This is a genomic window from Enterococcus infantis (genome assembly GCF_049166715.1).
In the GTDB taxonomy this organism is placed as follows: Bacteria; Bacillota; Bacilli; order Lactobacillales; family Enterococcaceae; genus Enterococcus_C; species Enterococcus_C leclercqii.
Map to the genome: position 1 here is coordinate 66996 of NZ_JBMHFB010000009.1, position 21471 is coordinate 88466.

General features: G+C 37.1%; 13 protein-coding genes and 1 pseudogene. 11 read left to right on the top strand and 3 right to left on the bottom strand.

The window, feature by feature from the left end; genetic code table 11:
- Window positions 1-178: 178 nt before the first annotated feature.
- Window positions 179-6679: a Cna B-type domain-containing protein gene (locus ACOMA8_RS11625; protein ID WP_421370926.1), complete on the top strand. Its 6501-nt coding sequence runs from the start codon at window positions 179-181 to the stop codon at window positions 6677-6679.
- Window positions 6680-6847: 168 nt separating this feature from the next.
- Here ACOMA8_RS11625 and ACOMA8_RS11630 read toward each other — a convergent pair.
- The 3 genes and pseudogenes from ACOMA8_RS11630 to ACOMA8_RS11640 all read right to left on the bottom strand — a co-directional run bounded on the left by ACOMA8_RS11630 (window position 6848) and on the right by ACOMA8_RS11640 (window position 10889).
- Window positions 6848-8129 (bottom strand): annotated as a pseudogene (locus tag ACOMA8_RS11630) (ISL3 family transposase).
- A gap of 565 nt (window positions 8130-8694) precedes the next feature.
- Window positions 8695-10053 (bottom strand): NAD(P)/FAD-dependent oxidoreductase, encoded by a 1359-nt coding sequence (locus tag ACOMA8_RS11635; RefSeq protein WP_421370928.1) that lies wholly within the window; start codon window positions 10051-10053, stop codon window positions 8695-8697.
- Window positions 10050-10889, bottom strand: coding sequence for a hypothetical protein (locus tag ACOMA8_RS11640; protein ID WP_421370930.1), 840 nt, complete (start codon window positions 10887-10889; stop codon window positions 10050-10052). Before ACOMA8_RS11640 ends, ACOMA8_RS11635 begins: the two co-directional genes overlap by 4 nt.
- 49 nt (window positions 10890-10938) lie before the next feature.
- On the opposite strand from ACOMA8_RS11640, the gene ACOMA8_RS11645 reads away from it, so the two are divergent.
- The 10 genes from ACOMA8_RS11645 (at window position 10939) to ACOMA8_RS11690 (ending at window position 21458) form a co-directional block, all read left to right on the top strand.
- Window positions 10939-11310, top strand: coding sequence for an IS3 family transposase (locus ACOMA8_RS11645; protein WP_421370932.1), 372 nt, complete (start codon window positions 10939-10941; stop codon window positions 11308-11310).
- Window positions 11311-11393: 83 nt separating this feature from the next.
- Window positions 11394-12014, top strand: coding sequence for a DUF6531 domain-containing protein (locus ACOMA8_RS11650; RefSeq protein ID WP_421370934.1), 621 nt, complete (start codon window positions 11394-11396; stop codon window positions 12012-12014).
- On the top strand, window positions 11962-16164 hold the full coding sequence (locus ACOMA8_RS11655) for an RHS repeat-associated core domain-containing protein (protein ID WP_421370936.1): 4203 nt from the start codon (window positions 11962-11964) through the stop codon (window positions 16162-16164). Before ACOMA8_RS11650 ends, ACOMA8_RS11655 begins: the two co-directional genes overlap by 53 nt.
- 302 nt (window positions 16165-16466) lie before the next feature.
- On the top strand, window positions 16467-17030 hold the full coding sequence (locus ACOMA8_RS11660; protein ID WP_421370938.1) for a hypothetical protein: 564 nt from the start codon (window positions 16467-16469) through the stop codon (window positions 17028-17030).
- A 363-nt stretch (window positions 17031-17393) separates the two neighbouring features.
- Window positions 17394-17948 carry a hypothetical protein gene (locus ACOMA8_RS11665; RefSeq protein WP_421370940.1) on the top strand — a complete coding sequence of 185 codons (555 nt, stop codon included), beginning with the start codon at window positions 17394-17396 and terminating at the stop codon, window positions 17946-17948.
- 31 nt (window positions 17949-17979) lie between these two features.
- Window positions 17980-18834 carry an RHS repeat-associated core domain-containing protein gene (locus tag ACOMA8_RS11670; protein ID WP_477181485.1) on the top strand — a complete coding sequence of 285 codons (855 nt, stop codon included), beginning with the start codon at window positions 17980-17982 and terminating at the stop codon, window positions 18832-18834.
- 3 nt (window positions 18835-18837) lie between these two features.
- A complete protein-coding gene (locus ACOMA8_RS11675; protein WP_421370944.1) occupies window positions 18838-19356 on the top strand; it encodes a hypothetical protein in 519 nt (172 codons plus the stop codon).
- A 328-nt stretch (window positions 19357-19684) separates the two neighbouring features.
- Window positions 19685-20437, top strand: coding sequence for an RHS repeat-associated core domain-containing protein (locus ACOMA8_RS11680; RefSeq protein WP_477181484.1), 753 nt, complete (start codon window positions 19685-19687; stop codon window positions 20435-20437).
- Between the two features lie 6 nt (window positions 20438-20443).
- Window positions 20444-20887: a hypothetical protein gene (locus tag ACOMA8_RS11685; RefSeq protein WP_421370948.1), complete on the top strand. Its 444-nt coding sequence runs from the start codon at window positions 20444-20446 to the stop codon at window positions 20885-20887.
- 193 nt (window positions 20888-21080) lie between these two features.
- The gene (locus ACOMA8_RS11690; RefSeq protein ID WP_421370950.1) at window positions 21081-21458 is read left to right on the top strand and encodes an RHS repeat-associated core domain-containing protein; all 378 of its coding nucleotides are present in this window, start codon (window positions 21081-21083) and stop codon (window positions 21456-21458) included.
- The last annotated feature ends 13 nt before the right edge of the window (window positions 21459-21471 follow it).

The following is a 21471-nucleotide window of genomic DNA, read 5'->3' on the forward strand; positions in this document are numbered from 1 at the left end:
CTCTCGCAAAAAGTGTCTCATCTATTGACTCTTATCCAAACTTGTACTTGCAATTTGTATTTATTAGTCGATATAATTTAATTAAAATAGTTTTTAAATAAGATTTTAAAGGGTATACTAGATGGAAAGTGCGCTCAAATTAAATAGGTAAGAAAAATTAAAAAGGGAGAGTTAATATATGAAAAAAATTGGTAGAATTATCATTATAGTTGTTATGCTTTTACAAAGCATTGCACCGAATATCGTAAACGCTGCTGAGACACAACTGTCTAAAGAACAGTTCAAATTAGCTGATGTTGAGTTAATAAAATCTGGTGAAGATGTCAGAGCAACAATTAAAGGAAGTTATTCAAAGTCTAATGAGGAGGAGAGCGTTGATAAAATACGTGTGTCTGATAATATTAAATTAGCAGATTCAACTAATAACCCTTTAACTACCGATGATGGATTGACTAAAGGGTCATACGATATTTCAAATAACGTGATCACCTTGAAAAATAAAAGTGCAGGTAAATATTTTGTTAAGGTTAATTTACCTGGAAAATACAATTTAGATAGTCAAAATGACCAAGTGACTTTTTCTCACGGTAATCAATCTATTACGAAAGAGTTAAAAGGATTGCACTCGTTTGTTGCAACAGTAGATGCTGCTGACGAAGGAGACCAAACTTCTGAATCAATTGCTAAAGACTCAGAAACAGATAAACAAGATTCTAGGGAACAATCAACTAAAATCTCGGATAAACCTGACTTTGACGCAGAAACTATAGATGAAAAACAAAACAAAGCAATTTTAAAGGCAATCCCAGCAGGGACCAATTGGGTAACTGGTGTTGAGTTGAAGGTTAATGGTCAGACAATAGAAAATGGTGGGACTGGTAGTGTTGAGCTAACTGGTGAAAATGCGATTCAATTAAACTATGATTTAGAGATACCAGGAGAAACTGAAAATTTGAATGGTGAAACCTACTCATTACCATTACCTGATATTTTTAAAGACATCTCTGCTGGTAAAATTATAGAACTACGAGTAGGGGAAAAAACGATAGGATCATATGTGATTCAAGACGGAAAAATAGTCATTACATTTTCAGAAGAGGCAGATAACTTAGATGATAAAAAAATAAATGTTAATATTTCTGGGTTAATAAATGAAAGTGTTTTTGAAAATAAAGATGAAGTAAATGTGAATATTCCATTTTCAGATGGTGATGAATATAATTCTACTATAAAAGTAAAGCAGGTTCCGTATGACGGTACCGATATGAAAGAAGCAGGGAAACCCTATGTATTAGATGATAATGGTGAAAAAGTCTATACCAACAAGAATCCAGAGTATGTTGATTGGACTGTTCGAGCTAATGATTCAATGGAAGAAATTAAAGACGCTAAAGTCATTGATAAACTCGGAGATAATCTTGAGATCTTACAAGACAGTTTTAAAATCGAAAAAATTATCAGAGATAGAAATAATAAGGAAACCGGTAGAGAGACCATTACTGGCATAACACCAGAAATAAAAGATCCAGGTTTTGAGTTAAACTTAGGAAGTATTTCTGACGCTTACGATATCACTTATACGACTAAAATTACTCGTCCAGAAGGTGGCGGCAAATTAACTGTCAATAACAATGCTAGCATTGTTATTGATGATGATAGCAATGACTATTCAGACAAAGTAGATGTTGAGTTTTCTAACGACATTCCTACCATCCAAAAAGACGGCGCTGTATCTAAAGACAATGCCGATATCGTCAATTGGACTGTAAAATACAATTTTGGTAAGGAAAGTATTGGCACAGTAAATTTAACGGACAAATTAGATGTAGGTACCGTAAATAGTAACTCAATCAAGGTAGTACAAGTGGACACGGATATTGATGGTAATATCATTCCAGGGACGGAAAAAGAAGTGACCGTAACACCGACAACAGATGCTGCTGGTAATGTTGTTATTCCTAATTTAGATGCTAACGGTAAAGCGTACCTCATTACCTTTGACTCTAAGGTGCCAGTTGGAACAAATGGAACAATCATAAATGAAATTTTAGATGATGAAAGTAATGTTGATGATGCAAAAGTTGACGTTAATACAATTCCAACAGGTGGAAAAGTTGGCGAGCAAAAAGTGAATGAAAATGGTAATCCTTACATTGAATGGACGATTACCGCGAATACAAATAGAGTCAATACACCTTCTATTAATGTCAAAGATGTATTTAACCAAAAATTCTTGAAATTTGATGTAAGTGATAGTAGTTTGTATGACTTGTATCGAGATGGAGAAAAAGTTGATGGTGATTCATATACCGTAAGTGACTATTCACATGAAGAAGATGGTAGGGAAGGTTTTCAACTGAACATAACCCCTGCTGGAGCACATGAGTTCAAGTTTGTTTACCGGACGTATTATACAGTCGCTGGTATGCAACAGCCAGAATTGGCTAACCATGCAGAATTAATTTTTGATAATGGTAATGGAGGCACTATAGGCCCCGGAGAAGGGATTGATTATAACCTGACTGGTCCTAAGGCTGGAATAAATAAATCAGGACAGTATAAATATAATTCTGAAACAGGTAAACAAGAAATTGAATGGAAAATTACATTTAATACAAGTAAAATTAATTTAGGAGCTAATGCGCAACTAATTGATGAGTTCACGAGTAAAAATTATTCTTACATTCCTGGATCTATGAAAATTAAAGCTAATAATGAAGAGTTCAGTGATTATACATTAGATACTGCTAATCCCAATCCAGGATTTACAATTAATCTAACAAAAGATACTAATGCAACTTTTGAAGTCGTATATAGAACCACTGCTGATGATACGGAAAATAAAGAACAGAAAAATGTAGCAACTCTTAAATGGCAAGGTGGAGATGAGTCGGACGATGCAATAGTTAGTAAAAGAGATCCTGGTATTGAAAAATCAGGTGATGTTATTGTTAATGCCGATGGTTCTAAGGCGATTAATTGGAAAGTAGTTTTTAATAAAAATAAAAATGTTATTTATGATTTCATATTGAATGACAAGATGACACCAAGCAGTTTTGAAGTTGATACAGACTCAATCAAGATTGAGAACTCAAATGGAGATAACGTAACTGGACAGTTCAGCATTTCTAATCCAGAAAACGGAAGCTTTACCGTATCTAAAGATAAACTAGACAACACGCAATATACATTAACATATACTACTGGGTTATCAGCAACAGAAGAAGCTCAGGAAGTCAACAATGTAGCGAATATTTCTTATCGGGGTGGTACTGATAAAGCAGATAAGTCAATCAGCAAACCACAACTTGGTGTAGATAAGCAGGCTGTTAGCATTGATAAGACACAAACTCCAAAGTTAATTAATTGGAAAATAACAGCAAATACAGATGAAAATAATGAGTTTGTTAATTTACAAAAGGCTGTCTTAACAGATACAATTCCGGCTGACCAAAAGTTAGTTAAGGGATCTATCACTGTTAAACGTGTTGGTGATGATAGTTATGTTTTACCTACAGAAAATATTCATGAGGATGATAACAGCTTTAGTATTGATTTGCCAAATGGCGCTTATCAATATGAAGTCACTTTACAAACTACGATTGAATCATATCCATCGGTAAATGAAAAAATTGATAGATACTCGAATAGTGTTCAGTTAACGAATGAAAATTATAAACCTGTGGAAGATGATGCCTATATTGATTACTTTAGCGATGGTACTAATAATAAGAGTGCCAAAACTGGAGAAATAAATGACGATACTGAAAATGTCGATTGGAACCTTTTAGTTAATCCAGCAGGGCTACCAATCAACAATGCTAAAATTACTGATACTCTTGGTGCCCAATCAAGATCAACCTATGTACCGGGTTCAATAAAGGTTGACAATGAAAATGCTCAAATTGATTTGTCGTCCGATAGTAAAAGTTTTGTTATTACTTTTAAAACAACTGATGGTAGAATAGACAAACCAGTTAAAATAAGCTACTCTACTAAGTTGGATGAAGATGTCATAGGCTTTGTAACTATTTCAAATACAGTTACATTAACAGGCGGTAAAGACGGTAAAGTAATTGATACAACTACTGGAGAAACTAAAACGAGCCAATGGACGTATGGTGGTGGCGGTGGTGGTAGAACACTAGCCTTGAAAGTAAACAAAAAATCTAATAATAGCACCAATATTCCTAATACTGAGTTTAAAATTGTCCGTGTAGCAAATAGTGGCACGGAGCAAGTAGTTGCTGAAAATGCAAAAACTGACGGTAACGGCCTAATCAATATTTTAAGCCAACGTGCAGGTCGGTATATTATCACTGAGTTATTTGTTCCAGAGGGGTATGAAAAAGCGACTGCACCAGTATACGTTATTGTCGGTTATGATAAAGATGGTTCACCATTGATAACACCTTCCAATAGTAATTGGGATATTAAAGAAGGTCAAAAGACTGACACGATTACAATCATTAATAATATTATTAATGGGAATATTACTGCTAATAAAGTATGGAAAAATGGTCCAAACGATAAGCCGACTGTTTGGTTCCAATTGTACAGAAATATTGATGGAGAAACTCCTGCACCTGTTGATAGTGCTGAAATTAAAAAATTGGATAACGGCACAACAAAGGTTGAATGGTCTAATCTAGAGTTATATAAAGAACTTGGTAACGGTAAAACAGCTAGGTATATTTATTCCGTCAAAGAAGTAGATCGATATGGAAAATCATATGCTCCTGTAAACTATGAGAAAACTGAAGATGGTCTAACGGTTACAAATAGCTACGTTATTCCTAAAACAGATATTACAGGTACAAAAGTTTGGGAAAATGGGTCTAAGCCAAGTGTTGAATTACAATTGTTCAGAAATGGAAAAGCTTTAGATGGAGATAAATATACAGTTTCTCTAGACGGAAGTGAAGCAACTCCATGGACCTATACTTGGACAGGGCTTGATAAGACTGATATCAATGGTAAGGCATATAAGTATACAGTTGATGAAGTTAAAGTTCCTAATAATTATGAGAAAGTAGTCTCAGAAGATGGTTTGACTGTAACAAACAAATTTGTGTCACCTGAGGTTGATATTCCAGTAGAGAAAGTTTGGAACGATGGTAACAATCAAGACGGAAATCGTCCAGATTCTATCGAAGTAGAGCTTTTAGCAAATGGCGAAAAAGTAGACATTGACAACATAACTTTAAATGCAGAAAATCAGTGGAAAGCATCATTCTCCGATTTGCCAACACTTGATAGTCAAGGTAAAGACATTACTTATACTGTTAATGAAGTTGGAGTTCCAAGTAGTTACAAGAGTGAAGTTAGTGGAGACAGTATAAAAGGATTTACTATAACTAATAGCTATACTCCTGGTAAAACAAACGTTAAAGTTAATAAGGTTTGGGATGATAGCAACAACCAAGATGGTATTCGTCCAAACAGTATTTCAGTTCAATTGTATGCTGATGGTAAGGAAAAAGGCGAAGCTGTTGAATTAAATGCTGATAACAACTGGACAACAACTTTTTCCAACTTAGATGAAAAGGTAGCCGGTAAGGTTATTGAGTACACTGTTAAAGAAACATCTGAAGTGCCAGGATATACGGCTTCAATTGATGATTCTGATAAGAGTAACATAATTATTACCAACGCTCATACTACAGAAACAACAGAAGTCGCTGGAACGAAAACGTGGGATGATGTGGACAATCAAGATGGCATTCGCCCAGATTCAATCACAGTTAACTTACTAGCAAATGGTCAAAAGGTTGATAGTAAAGAAATAACTTCAGCAGAAGATTGGAATTATAGTTTCACTAGCTTACCTAAGAACGAAGCTGGTAAAGCAATTAAGTACGAGGTTTCTGAAGAAACAGTTGAAGGCTATGATGTTAAGATAGATGGTTTCAACATTACCAATACACATAAACTAGAAACAACCGAAGTAGCAGGAACGAAGATATGGGACGATAACGATAACCAGGATGGCGTTCGCCCAGATTCAATCATAGTTAACTTACTAGCAAATGGTAAAGTTGTTGACACTGCTAAAGTTAGTGCTGATACTGATTGGAAGTATACTTTCAGTAATTTACCAAAATATGCAGTTGGAGCCGAAGGTAAAGAAGTGACTTACACGGTTAGTGAAAATGCTGTGGACGACTACACAACAACATATGATGGATTTAATATCATTAATACACATACACCAGGTAAAACAGGGTTAACAGTAACCAAAGCTTGGGATGATAGTAATGATAAAGATGGATTGAGAGCAGATTCTATTGAAGTTCAATTATACGCACATGGTAAAGCAGTTGGAAAACCAGTTAAATTATCTGCAGATAATAAATGGACAACAACTTGGACTAATCTTGACGAAATAGCAGCAGGCAAGACAATTAAGTATACGGTTAAAGAAGTAACTGAGGTTAAGGGATATACAGCAACGGTAACTGTTAAAGATGACAGTAACGTGATTATCACAAATACACATATTCCTAAGCCAGATCACCCTTCTAAACCAAGTAAACCATCAACTAATGGTTCGACTGGTAAAGGTAAATTTCCACAAACAGGTGAAGCCAATACGATTGCATTCTCTGTTCTTGGAGGAGTACTGGTTATTGCTGCCGGTGGGGTTTGGTACAAAAAGAGAAAAGGTGCTCAAAAATAAATAGGTCAAAATTGACGATTGAGTTTAAATTAGCTGATTCTTACAAAGAACAGGGGCTCTAAGTCACATAGTTGTTGTTTTAGTTAAATCGGCTTTTTGTCAAATGGTGTTGTTTTGATCAAATCACACTTTAGGAAGTGCTTCGGCATTTCCTTTTTTTTTGCGTTATTAAATGATTTCACAGATATTTTGCTGAATCAGAACGAGCATCCGAAGGTAACGGAAAGTCCAGAAGCCAAGCGCTATTCTTTTGATGACTTTGATCAGATTGTTCTTTCCTTCTAGTTTTCCGTTGGAATAGGGGTATTTTAAAGACTTTGTGATGGCTTCTTTATGCTTTAACAGGTAACGAATGGCTCTTTTAAAGCCGTTATTCATGGAATTTGGTAATTCTTCAATCAAATTGAAGAATTCGGTGATATTTTTTGCATCAAAAGCAGCCAATAACTCTTGATAGATCTCGTAGCTTTGTCGTAGTTGGTCATCTATAGACAGTAGGTAATCAAGCACTTCAGATTCGGTTACATATCACCTTTGAAAGAGTGGAAATTGCTTGAAGAAGGTATAATTTAACTTTGTATTTTTCTTCAAAATCGTTCGCCAATACTTTTTCAACTTTCGGTAATCTTTTTGATCCTGTGGATCACTTGTCTTTAGCCGGTTCATTGCCTGAATTCGTTGGTTATTAAAGGCACGTGTAATTTGTTGGATGACATGGAAGTGATCGATAGAAAGTCGCGCATTTGGAAAGACTTCTTTGGTGACTGTATCGTAAGAGGCATTCATATCCATCACAATGTGTGTGACTCGTTGCCTAACTTTTAAGGAGTATACCCATAATTTAAAGCTGCGTCGGGCATCTAGGATATCAAAGATTTTACCAGTGTCCGCATCACTGATAATAAAACACATAGCGCCTTCACAATCACTCGTTCCTTTAAATTCATCAATTAGAAGATGTTTGGAAAGAGAATTAGGTTTTTTACGAGGTTCCTCAAAGAAGCTGTCTAAGACACGCTCAACGGTTTTTGTGGAAACAAAATACCGCTGTGCAATATCCTTCATTAAAACCTTCTTTTTCAAATCCACAGCAATCGCAAATTTTAGGGCTTGCAAAATGTAACAATTTTCCGCTACATAGTAGGTTTTAGCAGAAAGCGTATGATGGCACTGGGTGCAACGAAACCGCTGTTTATACAGGTGTAGATAAATGGGGACCTCTTGATACGGAAGCAATTGAATCCAACTTTCTTGATAGACGTGGCGAATGACAGAATCCCCCCCCACAATATTCACACCGATGCGCTTCTCCAGTTAATACACCGGTAAATACATTGGCCGTATGGCCATGGATGATTGCTTTACTAATGGTCTCTTCTGAAAACAAATGTCTTTTTGTTATAAAAAAATATTTGGTGTCCTTACTCGTTTGAGAGTAACAACACCAAATATCATAGAACCAAAATTCATATAATGTTGGAGGATATCAATAGGGCTCCTCCAATTTTACTTTAGAGATATCCTTGTCATACAAAATAAGGTCGTTCAAAGATATGAGTAGACACCGCGAGACAAGGAGGTTTGCCTATTCGCTTAGGTATCTATTTAGGGGATATTCTTTTGCTTTGAATAATCTCACATGGATGAGAATTTGAGTGTGTCATTAATTGTTTCAGAGTAAATACGGGATTCGTTTAGCTGTTCGGAATCAGGGAGGTTAATCTTTTGTGGTACGCAAGTGGCATTGATGATTAGGGATCTTAAATTTAAATCAGCATCGTGGTTATGAAATTTCGTCTTTTTAGGTATTACGTAGTACATTGAAGGCAATGATTTTCTCATTACAGTATGTCAGAAAGAACCTGCATTTCAAAAAAATAGAAAGACCTTAGATATGAATAGATAGTGAATACCTGAGAAACAGAAATGGTGAACAGAGAATTTGTACATTTTTAAGACCTTCGTTCTACTATTCTATTTCTATTAAGTACAGGATTAAGGTTTAGCAAGAATAGTCATTGACTGTCATTTTTAAAGGTTTCAAAAATAGTTTCAGTGATAAAGTTATGATCTGGAGATAACATAGGGGAGTAGTAATATTCGTCAAGTAACATCGATTCAATCGTTTCTTGGCGCGCAATGGCATTGGAAAAAAGAGAAATCAAATGAAGAGAATCCGGATCACTAGAAATCAGTTGCGCACCTAAAAGAGCATGGCCATTTGTTCGATAGATCAGTTTTATCTTCAAATTGAATTGCTCTTCTTTATAAAGCTTTGAATAATATTTGAAAGATTTGGTTACTTCTTTTACTGGAATATTAAGGAGTAATGATTCTTCAAAAGTAATGCCGGTACTACCAAGATAGTGATTAAATATCTTGGTGGCTATAGTTCTTTGAAAACTTGTTTCTAGGTTTAATGCTTGATTGATTATATGGGAAGCAGCGATAAGACCAGTCCGCCGGGCAATTGAAATGAGTGGAAGATAAGCCTGCTTGATTCCAGGACCAAATGGAACTTTAATTAAGTCACCAATTGCATAAATATTGGGATCATCCGTCTGCATATATTTGTTTACCTTAACTGTATTGTCAAAGTTTAAACGGATTGGCGGAGTAATTAAGGCGGTGTTTGGTCTAGGATTTAGTGCTAAAACAGCTGCATCTGTTTGTAGCGTTTGACCACCATACATTGAGATTTTGATGGTTTCAGCATTTTTTTCGACATTCTTCAGGGTTCTTCCAAATATGAAATTCAGATTTTTAGGATGATTTTCCTTTAAAATATCCGTAATTTCTACATCAAAATAACGGAAAAGGGGACGACTCATCTGATCAATTACGGTGACTCTTTTTTTTGGTAGGGTAGTGAGACTACTGGCTAGCTCAAGGCCAATCAAACCGGCTCCAATTATCGTAACATGATGACTATTACTCAGTTGATAGAAAGTATTTTTCGTTTCCATAGGATATTTGTAGGTCAGTAAGGTGGAAATGTCAGTGTCTTGTATGGGTTCAGCAAAGGTGAATTTTTCGGATCCCATGGCGAGAATCAGACGGTCATAAGATAATGAGTAGCTATTTTTCTTTTCTACAACTTCAAGTGTCTTATCTTCAGGATAAATCCGAGTGACCAGACTATTCAAACGTAAATCAATTCCTAAATCTTGGAGAGCTTTCGAATCAGCCATACCATTCAAATTAGATAGTTTATAGTGAGGAACTTTTTCAAGAATGAAGTTCAGACTGCTTGGAACAAATCCGAGAACATCACGTTTTTCCAGTAGAATAATGTCATGCTCTCGTGACATTTTTTTTATGCTTTCAGCGGCAGACAGTCCTGCATGGGAGCCACCAATAATTACAATTTTCATTTCAATCTCCTCAATCTTTTGTTTAGTAATTCTTTTAAAGGTATATTGTAATCGATTTCTATTTCTTGCGTCAGAAAGTGTAAATCAAATATAAAATCATGGTTGGATTCTGAATCGTCAGAAATAAAGATATCGTAGAACTGATCTAGAGTAGCCAGTTCAACCGTAACGTATGATCTCGATTCATAAATTTTTTTTAGTGAATCTACATAAGCTGTGGCCAATAGTGGTGTACTATTCAGGTTTACGCCAATCAAAATCTCAGGGTAGATGTCCTCAAGGATCGATTCAATCAGATTATGATATACCCAAATAATATACATTTGGGTGGCTCCCATCAGCTGACAAGTCACTTTTGATTCCAAGTGATTAACGAGTTTCTGGATTAATACTGGATAAGTAATATTTTCATTTGCACGATTAAGCAGATCTATTGATGTATAGTAGTCGATTTGACCATGAAAATAAATTATACCAACGTGCATACTAGAAATCATGTACTTTTGATTAATATCAAGAGCTGAATAAACCTTATTTTTATCAAAATAAAAAAAACTACAGACAGTATCTATAAAGTGTTCATTGAGTTCTACTACGTTGTGAATTTGTGTCGGCCAATTTCTAAACTCAGTAGGGGCTGTGTTGTAGAAACAATAGTCTGTTGGAAAAGCAAATAAAAGAAATACGTAGATATAAGTTGCAATGTATTCCGATTCCAACAGGGCTGAGTAACTTTGAGATAGAAGATATGCTTCTTTAACTATTTTGTAGAAAGGGTCAGTTTGAATCTCATCGACTAAGTCCAGAGTTGTTTTCGAAACGATTACATCATTCATAATGGATCTTCATTCAAGAAAAATCATTGGTAATCACTTTGAGCAACAAATGACAACGGAAATTGTAGAAAAAGCCCTTGATGATGCTATTTTAAATCGAACTATCGAGGACGGATTAATTTTACACACTGATTTAGGTTCACAGTATACCAGTAATGAGTATGAAGAAAAGCTGAAAGCCTTAAACATCAGCCATTCCTACAGCCGAAAAGGCTGTCCTTACGATAACGCAGGTATTGAGTCTTTTCATGCGCTATTGAAGAAAGAACACGTGTACCAACGTCCGATATATCAAAACTTTGAAGAAGCTAAGCTGCAGATTTTTAGCTATGTTCAAGGGTTTTATAATAATCGCAGAATCCACAGCGCCTTAGCTTACTTGTCGCCTGCCGAATTTGAGCAAAAGATACTGGCTGCTTAACATAAAAAATCTCTCGCAAAAAGTGTCTCATCTATTGACTCTGATCCAGTGGATACGTGACACTGAGTTGGGACGAAGTCCCATTGGCAGATGCGTATAAAGTGTTGGTATTTAATGGGAAAGATTATCAGGAGTTTGATGTTGGGAGTGAACTTACATGGACTACCCAGGGAAAAGGGATATGGCCAACTGCAACCGAAATTGCTGAAGGAAAATACCAGTTGCATACGGATGGTAAGGGAACAGAACTAGCAAGCGATCCTCGAGCGGTTTACAAAAATGCGGGGACGCAATATGCAGAAAAAACAAATTACTGGTTCAGAATTAAAGCCTATCGCAAAGACAATAAACATGTAGGTAGTGTGGAATCTGCACAGGCAACACCAACTATTCCACAAAACCAAGTTGAGCAACTCGGAATGACAGATTTTTGGCCGTCAATACCTGTACGCGGCGGAAATGTAAATGCTACGAATGGAAATCTGATTTTCTCGGAAAGTGATTTCAACATCGATGGACGGGGACCTTCTCTCTCTTTAAACCGTTACTATAATAGTCTCAGTCAAGAGGTTGGGCTATTTGGAAAGGGCTGGTCTAGTTCATTTGAAGATTTCTTAATATTAGATACAGCCAAAAAGGAAATTACTTGGTTTGAGGCAGACCGCAAAGCAAATATCTTTAAAGAAAAATCCGGAAAAATTTGAGGCCCCACCAGGTTTATATTCAGAAATTATTAGGCAAACCGATGGTAGCTATCTGAAAGTCGAAGAGGACAAAGCGTCGACTTATTATAGTAAGACTGGTAAATTGCTAAAAGAAGTAGATAAGAGCCAAAATACAATGGCTTATGTCTATGATGCTTCTGACCGGTTAACCTCTGTGACCGATGCCAGCGGGCGTAGTGTCCGGATAAGTTATCAGTCTGACGGGCTCATTTCTGAAATACTACTTCCAGACGATAAAAAGCTGTCTTTTTCTTATGATGATAAACAGCGATTAATTGAATCAAAAACTGCGCGGGGGAAAACATATCGCTATGCGTACAATGACAAAGATGAGTTAATCACGCTATTTGAGCCAAAGCATACAGAGAAGAATCCACAAGAGACACATTATCGTTACGTGGATAAAAAGTTAGTTGAAATTATCGACCCTGTTCAAAAGAGGACGACATTAGCTTATGATTCTGAAAAACGACTTGCAACGCTAACCAATGAACGGGGGAAGAAAACAGAATTTTCCTATTCAATTGCCGGTAATCCGATAAAAATTATCGAAGATAGTGAAGGACTCAAGTTAACAACAACCTACGAATATTCTGCGAATAATCTAATTAAAGAAACGAATCCAAAAGGCCAGGCGGAAACGTATCAGTATGATTCTGAAGGGAATGTGACTGCCTTTACCGATGCTTATGGAACTGAAAACTACACGTATAATGCGAATAATGATGTTGTTTCCGCAACAGATACTGAAAATCGCGAAACAACGGTAGCTTATGATGGCGCAGATGCGATTTCCGAAACTCAAGGCACAGCAGCAAGTTCCTCTTTTACGAAGTATGATGCTTACGGGAACCCTGTGAAAGCAACACAAGACCTTGGAACCGGCGAAAACATGGTCAAAAATAGTGGATTCGAAACAGGAACGACTGAACAGTGGTATCTTTCTCAAGATAAAACGTTGGCACAGGGGAATATGTCTGTGGACACAAACGAGCGGGCACCTGGATCATTAAGCGGGACATATAGTGTGAAGATCACTTCATCACCAGCCGCTGGGAATACGGCAACAAGAAGTAGTACAGCGGTTGCGCAACGCTTTAGTGTCGAACCAAATACAACCTATACATTAAGTGCAGATATTAAAGCGGCTAATATGAAAGAGTCGCAGGCGTTTATGGATGTTTGGTTAATCAAAGCAGATAATAAGACTGGTGTTGGTTGGCGGAATAATCGCGAGACGGCTATCCGAGGAAATAGCGACTGGGTTCGGCGGCAAGTCACGTTTACGACGACCAGTGATACTGCTAGAATTGGAATTCATCTGAAAACTGAGCAGCATGCTGGTAAAAAGGGCAGCGGAACCGTTTGGTATGACAATATTCAATTGGAAAAAGGAGCAACACATACGGGCTATAATCCTGTTCAAAACAGTGGATTGGAAGAGGCACATGGCGTTCATGACATCGACAACTTTACCGTTTCAAATGCTATGCCGGATGAATTATCAATTTCTGAAGAGAGCTTTACGGGGAATTTTGGATTTCAGATTAATCGTACGAAGACAACAGACACCGATCGGTATATTTCACAACTGGTCCCACTTAATCAGCAAGAAGCAGCTCCAATTTCGATATCAGCCATGTCCAAAGCAGAAAGTGTTAAGGTTAGTGATGGAAGCACGGCTCATAAAGATTACGCTTTGTGGGCTGATGTGATTTATCAAGATGGAACCATTAGCTACGCTTCAGAAATGTTCCCAACGGGTACACAGGACTGGAATCGAACTGCTTTTACCGTACGACCAACGAAACCAATCAAAGAAGTGAAACTTCTCTTTATGTTTCGACGACAAGTGACTGGAACGGCCTATTTTGATAATTTACGAGTCATGGAAGGGAGTCGTTTGACGGAGACAACCTATGATGGAAAAGGAAATTATCCAGTTGCACAATGCGATGAAGAACGTCGCAAAACAACCTTTAGTTACGATGCACAGGGAAATAAACTATCTGAAACAGATGAAAAAGGCAATCAGAAAACTTTCCGGTATAATGAAGACAATCAATTACTAAGTACCCTTTTGGCCAACGGGACGGAAGTCCGATACACGTACGATGACAATGGCAATATCACCAAACGTGAAATTGTTTCTGGTGCTGCGACTCAGGCTCATAACTATCAATACGATTCAGATGACAAAACAACGGTTTATCAAGATCCTTTGAATCGAAAGATCAGTTATGCTTATGATGCTAGCGGCAATGAGACTGGTGTAGTGATGCCAAATGGCGCTCAAATTACGAATGAGTACGATTCAGCCGATCGTCAGACTAAGGTGTTGTGGGGGACTGAACCTGCCTTTTCCTTCCAGTATGATCCCAATGGGAATCAGACAAAAGTGACCGATCACTTAAACGATGTGATCACCGATAAAGTGTATGATGATGCCAATCGAATCACGAAAGTAATGGAGCGGGGCGGAACGATCCAGTACACGTATAAAGACAAACCAACCAAAGAAAATAAAGGGAAAACGGACAAAGTAGCAGAAGTAACAACTACAGTTGGTTCGTATTCGCGCAAAGTCAGCTTTGAATACAATGCGCTAGATGAAAATACCACTGTTCATGATGGTGAAAAAACTTATCGATTTGATCATGATGAGTTTGGGAACAAAACGCTGTATACGGCTGGTAATGGAGTATTGGCCAATTTCAACTACGATCAGACCAATAAGTTGAAAGATCTGGTGATCGCCTACTCTGGTAAACCTGAAATACTGCGAGAACGCTACACGTATGATGCCGCAAGTAACCGCACCAGCATCATTAACGGTGCGGGAAAACAAACAACCTATGCCTATGATGCCATTCATCAGCTTACCGAAGAGGTGTTACCAACTGGTGAAACACGCCGTTATGCCTATGATGGATTTGGCAATCGTACACAAGTCACTTTAGGAGATAAGACGATTCAGGCAATCTTCAATGCTGGGAATCAACTGACAGCTTACGATGGTACGGCGTTGACCTATGATGCTAACGGCAATCGACTTAGTGATGGCAACTACGACTATACTTGGGATGCCGGGGATCGACTGACAGCTGTGACTAAAAAGGGTTCCAGTGCCCCATTTGCGACTTACCAGTACGATGATGATGGTCGACGAATCAAGAAAACTGTTGATGGGGTTGTCACACAGTATCATTATGATGGTGATAGTATTGATGTGTTGTATGAAACAGATGGGAATGGTCAGGTATTACGACAGTATATTTACTCAGATGACAATATCCGACTGGCAATGAAGAGCGGGAATCAGACGTTTTATTATCACTACAACGGTCATGGTGATGTAGTTGCCCTCACAGACGACAGTCAGGAAGTGGTAGCCACTTACAGCTATGATGCTTGGGGCAATGTGCTAAGCAGTACAGCGAAGACAGATCTTGCCAAAAGTAATCCATATGGGTATGCCGGGTATACCTATGATACCGAGATACAGCTATACTATTTGATGGCGCGCTATTATCATCCTGCGCAAGGTGTCTTCTTATCTTTGGATCCGGATCCGGGCGACGAAGATGATCCGTTGACGATGAATGGGTATGCCTATGCGGATAATAACCCGGTGATGAACATTGATCCAGATGGCCATTGGGTATGGGCCGCAGTTGGTGCAGGATTTGCGGCTTATGATGCATACAAGACCTATAAAAAAACAAAGTCATGGAAAAAGGCCGGATGGGCCGCGGCGAAGAGTATTGCAACATCTGTGGCATTTGGAGCTGTATTTAAAGGAGTTGGTGCACTACGTGGTGCATCTAAATTTAGATGGAGCAACATAACGAAAGCGTCTTCTCGCTTTAAGAATTTAGGAGTGAATAGGACAAGAAAGCAGTTTGGAAAGATGTTGACTAACTCGGGTTATTCCAAATCTAGCAAGTGGGTTGCTCCTAGAAAAGTGATTAAGAGTGGACCATTGAAGGGTAGAGCATACCACCTGCCTAAGAAGATTCAAATCTATACAAAAGGTTCTCGTTCATATACTTATAGAGGAAAGAGGACTTATGATTATAGGCCTTACAAAAAAGCTAGACAGATAAAGATAAGAACACGATGGTATTGATAATTAGCTAGTGTGAAAGGCAGATATTTACGATATAAAATTTGTTATTTGGGGAGCATAAGCTAGTGTAGCGTCTGCTTGATAATGCTGACCCAGTTCATAAAGAAGCTCACCCTCTGGATATTGGCAATAGATCGTATTTTATGGGATATGACAACATTTTCAAAAAATTGAAATGTCAGCGCGACGCTACACTAGTGAATTGGAATAAAAGGGTTATGCTCGTTTTTAAACTTTAATCAACACAAAAATGGCTAATGCAAATGTAAATCACAATTGGACATCATGAGAGGGTGGTATGAATGAGATTGCTCAGTGAACAAGAGGTAACGAAGATCGTCAATAAATTGGAAGAGTTCGTTTATCCTCTTGTCAATGAAGATGTGAGAATTTTCTTAAATCCTGAAAATAGCAAAATTTGGTTATCGTTATTTGCAGGTTTTCCAATTTCAAATCAGGAAGTATTGAACTTATTTTATAAAGATGATTCAAATAGTGAGATAGATAGTTATGTTGTAATTCAACAAAACTATGAAAATGTTCTAGCAGCTTTATTTAAAAAACCTATATTTCACGGATATCAAATTTGTTCAAGCCTATCTTTAGAAGAAATAAGTGAGATATATTGCACAAATTCATATGTTTTCCCGGAAAGTCTCTCTTTTGTAATATATAATAATTTTTTTGATGGATACTCTCTCCTTGCAATAGATAGTGAATCAGAATTTTCAAATGAAAATTTTAGAGAATTTGAACCGCTAGATCAAGTGAGTAGTGATAATGAAATAATTAGTGACCTAAGAAAAAGTGTGTTAAGAAGTTTAAAAGATTTAATAAATAAAGCAGATGAACATAAAAACGATTGACTGTACAGATGAAGCGGTTTCCTTGTCGAATCGGCGCAAAAAAATGTTGTCGGTTGTCAAAGATCTACACCTGCAATGTAAAGTTGCTGGAAGAGCAGCAAAAGTTGCATATAAGGCTATCAAGCACAGAAAAATGTTCGTAGAGAAAGTAAAGTCATGCGGTTAGAAAAAAGAATAACCTATACCAACACATGGAAATAAATTATTCAGGGCAATGAATAAAGGAAGTGGTGGTAGGCCAAAAGGATATTTTAGAATGTCAGTGGATAGAAAAGGAGCACTTACGAGATATGGGAAACTATCAGGTGATAGGGCAAAAACACATATCAATTATTATCGAGGATGGAAAAAGGATGTGATTCGGTGGATGAAGTAAACGATTATTCATATGTTAGGTACCCAGTCTCATATGAAAATAATATGATGAAGGGCTATAAAGATTATGATTACTTTATCGCAGATCTCGAATCTATAAGGCAAAGTGAAGATATTACCTTTGACTTTTTACGAGTTACGATTCATATTTCACGAATTATTTGTAGAGACAATTTCATTTACTATCACCAAGATGAAAATAGTTTTGAAGTTGTTGAGTTTCCCATAGAAGTGATAGAGAGAGCCGTTGCTTCGCAAATTCTAGAGAAAAACCCCTTTCAATTTTATGGGTCTGAGTTTATGGTGATTTTTCCAAATGATAGCCTTACAATTTTTTATGATGATGACTATGATATTTTATTGCTTGGTTTGAATAAATTCTTTACTGAAAAAGTAGATGATTTGCTATTAAGAAACTTGGGAGCAATTCGAGTTAGTCAATTTAGAGATAGTAAACTTGCTAAATTTATTCATTCAAATGTGATAACTAAATTGGAAAGACTCTACGGGTCTGATCCTCAAGAAAAATCTAATTTGGAATAATCCAAACGAAAATGGCCAACGAATCAAGAAAATTGTTGATGGGGTTGTCACACAGTATCATTATGATGGTGACAGTATTGATGTATTGTATGAAACGGATGGAAATGGTCAGGTAGTACGACAGTATATTTACTCAGATGACAATATCCGACTGGCAATGAAGAGCGGGAATCAGACGCTTTATTATCACTACAACGCCCATGGTGATGTAGTTGCCCTCACAGACGACAGTCAGGAAGTGGTAGCCACTTACAGCTATGATGCTTGGGGCAATGTGCTAAGCAGTACAGCGAAGACAGATCTTGCCAAAAGTAATCCATATGGGTATGCCGGTTATACCTATGATACCGAGACCCAGCTATACTATTTGATGGCGCGCTATTATCACCCAACACAAGGTGTCTTCTTATCTTTGGATCCGGATCCGGGCGACGAAGATGATCCATTGACGATGAATGGATATGCCTATGCGGATAATAACCCGGTGATGAACGTTGATCCAGATGGCCATTGGATATGGGCCGCGGCGAAGAGTATTGCAACATCTGTAGCAATTGGTGGAGCGTTCAAATTGGCTGGCCGAGGCTTTAAACTAGCTACTAAATTAAGATGGACGAATATAACTAAAGGATCATCTGTACGCAATATTAAGGTGAACAAATCAGTAAGGTCATTTGGTAGGGCATTAAAAAAAAGTGGATACAAGAAATCAGTTCAATATTCGTCAAAAGGGAAACGAATAGTCAATTATGCAAAAGGTAGCAAGAAGTATACCTATAGAGGAAAGGCTAAATCTGGTAGTTACACGTATGATTATTATAATGGTGCGCTGAACTATAAAGGAAGGCCAAAAGTGAATACTAAGATCAGAGTTAGAAGGTGGTAATTAATGGAGAAAATCAATGCATTCAAATCTATTTTGTATGAAACGTTTGACTTCCATAAAGATCTATACTCAAACGGGCTATTTAACAATAAGCTATATCATAATTATTTTGGTGATGCTAATAATAGACAAGAAATGTGTCGATTAGTCGAGAAAGTTTTCAAAGCAAAAGATATATATGTCTATTATGATGGTAAAATTTTTATGCATGATAGCCTAAGCTTTTCAAAAAAAAGTATTTTGATGGACTATTTAGAAGACCACGCTACGAATAGTATGGATTCATTCGTGATTTCAACTAGAAATTTAAGTGAATTTATCTATATGGATACTATTTTTGAGGATATCTTTTTATTAAGTGCTAAATCGCCAATAATTGTAGAAGAAATCGTAAATATGGATACGAAATTAGCTGATACTTGGATTGGGAAAATATCAAATCAGCAGCTTCAAAAAAGATTTCTTTCCGGCATGTATATTACTAAAAGAAAACTAAGAAAGCTTATTCATATATACGGATGAATGATTAGCTAGATTTTAGCAATAAAAATATATGACCTTTTACGTGCGTACATTTTATGTAGCATAAAGCGGAAACACTTTTAAAATTATGTCGAGAAAAAGGAGCGAAAGTTTAAAAAAACTATATAGAAAGCAAGTTTCGAATAGTTGGAATTTCAAAAAACAGCAAATACTGGTTTAAACACAGATTGTTTGAACCAGTATTTTGCTTGATGAGGAACAACATTATTGGTCGTGACTTTCGGAAACTTTTCTTTTTTGGCAAGAATTGATTATAGTAAACGGATAAGATGCATAGCCCAGTTGCAAAGTTCAGTTTAATTTAGCAATGAAGAGCGGAAATCAGATGCTTTATTATCACTACAACGGCCATGGTGATGTAGTTGCCCTCACAGACGACAGTCAGGAAGTGGTAGCCACTTACAGCTATGATGCTTGGGGCAATGTGCTAAGCAGTACAGCGAAGACAGATCTTGCCAAAGTTAATCCATATGGGTATGCCGGTTACACCTATGATACCGAGACCCAGCTATACTATTTGATGGCGCGCTATTATCAACCAGCACAAGGCGTCTTCTTATCTTTGGATCCGGATCCGGGCGACGAAGATAATCCATTGACGATGAACGGGTATGCCTATGCGGATAATAACCCGGTGACGAAGGTTGATCCAGATGGCCATTTTGCCATCGCAGTTGGATTTGGGATTTACATTAGTGCAAAATTTATTGGAACTGTAGTTGTAATGGGAATAGGTGCTGGAATCGGATATTATGCTGCTAAAAAGCGACCATATAATATCAAAAAAAAGAACACTAAACCCGTTCCAGCTAGGGGAGTCCGGGGCTATCGAGGAAAGAACAAGACAAAAACACAGATTAAGAATGGGCGAACACACCAAAAAAGAATTTATGGACGTAATGGACAGCCGCGAACAGATATTGATTATAGTAATCATGGTAATGCTAAACGCCACCCAAATGTGCCTCATAAGCATTCTTGGAAAAATGGACAGAGAGGCAGGCAGAGTTCAAAGCTACCAAAAAACAATAGGAAGTACAATAATCGTAGAAGGAGATAGTTAAATATGTGGATTAATATCACTAACGAAGAAGAGATTAACTCCATTCTAAAATCATATGGTGATTTTCATGATTCCTTCGTAGAAAAATTAGTGTTTGAATCAGGTATGACACTAGGGACTGATAGATCTGTAATATATACCGATAATGGTTCTTCTGAAAGTGGACAGATTGTGGACAATGATATGTTTTTTGAGAGTTCAAAAGTGTGCATGATTGTTGGATCACAGATAAATACTGACAAAATAGTTTTTAAGTTTGGAAAGCTGATTGATTATAAGCATTCCTTTTCAACAAGTTATGATAACATCATGGATGACGTGGATCTTGAATTTAAAGGGTATAGATTCCACTTTAGAAGCACTTGGTTGTCCATTACTGCTAAAAGTTTGTCATATCAAGTAGTAAAAGAGGGATCAAAAGATAGTCTGATGAAAAATCTGTTATAGGTTTCGAATAGGTGATATAACAATGGAGTGGCGTAAATAAATTCTGTTACTTCCCCAGAAAGCAAGAGTCTCTCCGGAAATAGAACCAGTGTCCGAGAGATTCTTGTTTTCTGGGTATATTTGGTTTCAGACGGAATACCTTATCCGTTCCTTAGCTGTACAGCGAAGACAGACCTTGCCAACAGTAATCCATATGAGTAATGCCTATGCAGACAATAGTCCAGTGATAAACGTTGATCCAGATGGCCATTTTGCCATCGCAGTTGGATTTGGGATTTACATTAGTGCAAAATTTATTGGAACTGTAGTTGTAATGGGAATAGGTGCTGGAATTGGATATTATGCGGCGAAGAAGAAACCGTATTATAATAAAAAATCAGTCTCAAAATTTGCGAACAATTCTGGACGATACGCTAAGAAGAAAAGTGCAAAGCCATCTGCTGAGCATACAAAGGGGAAACGGAAGAGCACCTCAGATAAGCACACGAAAAAAAGACCAGGAGGATACGAAAAAAAGACCAGGAGGATACGAAAAAAAGACCAGGAGGATACGAAAAAAAGAAGGCAGTGAAAGGATGGAAGAG

Bases quoted from the DNA above. Each gene is read 5' to 3' on its own strand.
- ACOMA8_RS11625 (WP_421370926.1), top strand. From the start codon at position 179: ATGAAAAAAATTGGTAGAATTATCATTATAGTTGTTATGCTTTTACAA.
- ACOMA8_RS11635 (WP_421370928.1), bottom strand. From the start codon at position 10,053: ATGAAAATTGTAATTATTGGTGGCTCCCATGCAGGACTGTCTGCCGCT.
- ACOMA8_RS11640 (WP_421370930.1), bottom strand. From the start codon at position 10,889: ATGAATGATGTAATCGTTTCGAAAACAACTCTGGACTTAGTCGATGAG.
- ACOMA8_RS11645 (WP_421370932.1), top strand. From the start codon at position 10,939: ATGACAACGGAAATTGTAGAAAAAGCCCTTGATGATGCTATTTTAAAT.
- ACOMA8_RS11660 (WP_421370938.1), top strand. From the start codon at position 16,467: ATGAGATTGCTCAGTGAACAAGAGGTAACGAAGATCGTCAATAAATTG.
- ACOMA8_RS11675 (WP_421370944.1), top strand. From the start codon at position 18,838: ATGGAGAAAATCAATGCATTCAAATCTATTTTGTATGAAACGTTTGAC.
- ACOMA8_RS11680 (WP_477181484.1), top strand. From the start codon at position 19,685: ATGAAGAGCGGAAATCAGATGCTTTATTATCACTACAACGGCCATGGT.
- ACOMA8_RS11685 (WP_421370948.1), top strand. From the start codon at position 20,444: ATGTGGATTAATATCACTAACGAAGAAGAGATTAACTCCATTCTAAAA.
- ACOMA8_RS11690 (WP_421370950.1), top strand. From the start codon at position 21,081: ATGAGTAATGCCTATGCAGACAATAGTCCAGTGATAAACGTTGATCCA.